This window comes from Methylobacterium cerastii, assembly GCF_022179125.1.
GTDB lineage: Bacteria > Pseudomonadota > Alphaproteobacteria > Rhizobiales > Beijerinckiaceae > Methylobacterium > Methylobacterium cerastii.
This window is the reverse complement of sequence record NZ_BPQG01000133.1, coordinates 1-2,604: the sequence shown is the minus strand read 5'-3', so window position 1 is coordinate 2,604 and position 2,604 is coordinate 1. Positions and strand designations below refer to the sequence as shown.

General features: G+C 63.3%; 2 protein-coding genes and 2 pseudogenes. 3 read left to right on the top strand and 1 reads right to left on the bottom strand.

Translation table 11 applies throughout. The features are described from left to right. Positions 1-311, bottom strand: a pseudogene (locus MFF13_RS25930) (transposase); the annotation flags it as partial. Between the two features lie 66 nt (positions 312-377). Here MFF13_RS25930 and MFF13_RS25925 point away from each other — a divergent pair. From MFF13_RS25925 to MFF13_RS25915, 3 genes and pseudogenes are all read left to right on the top strand, one after another. Next, positions 378-677: pseudogene (locus tag MFF13_RS25925) on the top strand (ATP-binding domain-containing protein); the annotation flags it as partial. 97 nt (positions 678-774) lie between these two features. Further along, entirely contained in the window at positions 775-1,275 is a 501-nt protein-coding gene (locus tag MFF13_RS25920; RefSeq protein ID WP_238273351.1) for an HAD domain-containing protein, read from the top strand. 248 nt (positions 1,276-1,523) lie between these two features. Next, positions 1,524-2,261 (top strand): hypothetical protein, encoded by a 738-nt coding sequence (locus MFF13_RS25915; protein ID WP_238273350.1) that lies wholly within the window; start codon positions 1,524-1,526, stop codon positions 2,259-2,261. The last annotated feature ends 343 nt before the right edge of the window (positions 2,262-2,604 follow it).

The following is a 2,604-nucleotide window of genomic DNA, read 5'->3' as shown; positions in this document are numbered from 1 at the left end:
GATGTGCTCGACACAGGCGCGCCGGCGCGCGGGGCTCAGAAGTTTCCCCGGGACGCCTCCTGCAGGATCAGCTTGTCGAGGGTGAGATCGGCGATTGCCTTTCGAAGCCGAGCATTCTCAGTCTCAAGACTCTTCATCCGTCGAACTTGATCCGACTTCAGGCCGCCAAACTCACGCCGCCACCGGTAGTACGTCACCGAACTCACACCGAGCGCGCGGATTGCATCGGCCACGCTCTGGCCCTGTGAGATCAGCACGTCCGCCTGACGTAGCTTCGCGACGATCTCCTCGGGCTTCGGGTGCTTTGCCATCTCGTCCGTCCTCCAGGCTCAAAAGCCATACCAAAGGGCGGACCACTTCAATGGGGGCGGACCAGGCGTGAGGTCGTCTACCCCTACGGCGAGCTCGACACATTGGTGCCGGCCTTCGCCACGACGATCCACAAGAGCCAGGGCTCGGAGTATCCCGCCGTGGTGATCCCGATCGTGACACAGCACTTCAACATGCTGGCCAGGAACCTGCTCTACACCGGCGTCACCCGCGGCAAGCGGCTCGTCGTGCTGATCGGCCAGCGCAAGGCCATCGGTATGGCGGTTCGCGGTGGGAGCGCGAAGCGGCGCTGGACGAAGCTGCGGGAGTGGCTGGCCTCTGGTGCAATTAATGTCGCGCGCTCGTAGCTCTTTGTCCCTTCAGCAGCGTGCTGGACGGTAGCAGCAACGCATTGTAGGCGTCCGCGACAGATGCAGGGTTGCTGCACCAGGCGAGGTTGGCCTCTTGAACGAGCATAGAGGCGCGGCACCGCTGACGATCTATCTCGACGTCGATGGCGTCGTGACGACGGTCGGCTACCAACGGCAGGCCGGCAAGGACAGGCTCAACCCGACCCAGGTCGCCCTCGTGGCCGGCTTGGTGACAGAGTTCGATGCCAAAGTGGTCGTCTCATCGACCTGGCGCGTCGACGACTGCCGTCCGACCCTGGTGAAAGCCGGCCTTCCCGAGGCTTGCTTCCACCCAGACTGGCGGACCGCCATCCTGCCAACCAGCCGAGATGCCGAGACCGGCGGTATGCTCCCGGCCGAGCGAGCTGGGCGTGGCGATGAGATTGCCGAGCACGCGGCTCGCAACCGTATCTCAGACTACCTCGTACTCGACGACGTCGCGGTCGGCCCCGCCCACGTGGGTCGGCACATCCGGCCGAATGCGGAGTCCGGCCTAGGCGAAGCGGATATGGCCCAAGCTCGAAGCCTTCTGGCTGGGATGGATGTCGTTCGCTGAACGATGGGACGGAACGGATCTCATCTCTCAACCGCCGATTTAACGCCCGCTTAGGGATTGAACTTTCCGAGGACGCAGGTCATTCCATGACAGTGGAGTGACACGCGCGTCACTCTGCTCCCGACATCGACAGGGTCACTTCGACCTTTGCCGGACACGCCCGTCCGGTTCCTCCTCGACGCTGCACCTGTGCGGCTTCTTGGAGCGCGTCGCGTCGGATCGTGGATTGGCAGGAAGGAGTGGATGCGATGTTTGGGTTCAGAAACCAGGTCGATGCATCCAGTCCTTCACTTACCGCGCTGGGCATCACCGAACGGTCGGCGGCAAAGGCCTATGCTGCCCTGATCGCGATTGGTTGGTCCGAGATCGGCTTCGGGTACCATGGCACCGTCCATGCGCATCAGGACCACCCGGACGTTGTCGTACGCTTTGCACGAAAGGCCGATGGCTTCGGTGACTATGCGGCTTTGCTCCGCAGAGGGTTCGCTGGTTCGAACGGACCGCATGCACCGCGTATCCACGACATGCACGTCAGCCGCTGCGGTGCACTGATGACCGTAGGCTCGCGACTGTCCAATCCCACCCACGACACATGGTGGCTGGCCTACGCCCACGCCGTCATCGCGGACCATCCAGGAATTGCGATGGACGAGGGTGTGCGCGATCGGTTCAAAACCGAATGGCCAGCGCACGAGCCCCGGATAGACCATCCGAGCTTCGACGGCATCCGCGAGGCGTTCAGGACCGCGTGGCCCGGATACGAAGCCTATGTGGCCGCGTTGCGGGCCGTGTCGCCCCAGAGCCTCGACCCCAACATCGGCAACGTCCTCGTCGGGGACGATGGCAGTCCCGTGGTGAACGATCCGCTGTGCGACGACGGCTACGGCCTGTGGCGCTCGCCTCTCCTGCGGGTTTCGGCTCGCTACGCGGACCTCGTGCGCCGGCTTGCGAGCGACGCACTTGGTAGAGCCCCCGTCCCCGCCTGATCGTGAAGGCAAGGCCGCAGCACTACGCTGTTGCATCAGACCGGTGGCTGGGAACCCAATGACGTTTTTATCGTACAGAACCAAGCTCCAGAGGATCCTCCTCGTCGTTCGATCGGGTGCGGTCACGTTGCAGGTGCAAAGTGATGTTGGACGAACGCGAGCCCGATCCTACCCCCGGGGGCCCCTAGCTTCTCGAACTGCCACACCGTGCAGTCCTTCGTGCAATCAATTGCACAGGACATGCATGAGGTGGTCGTCCTGAGTCACAAGGAGCTCCTCGGCCCAGGGGGATCGAGTGCTAGATCACGAGGCGCGCTTCGATCAGTGTGTAGGGCGGTGACAA

What these genes read in the sequence shown, in the direction of transcription:
- MFF13_RS25915 (WP_238273350.1), top strand. Translation starts at nt 1,524, where the DNA reads ATGTTTGGGTTCAGAAACCAGGTCGATGCATCCAGTCCTTCACTTACC.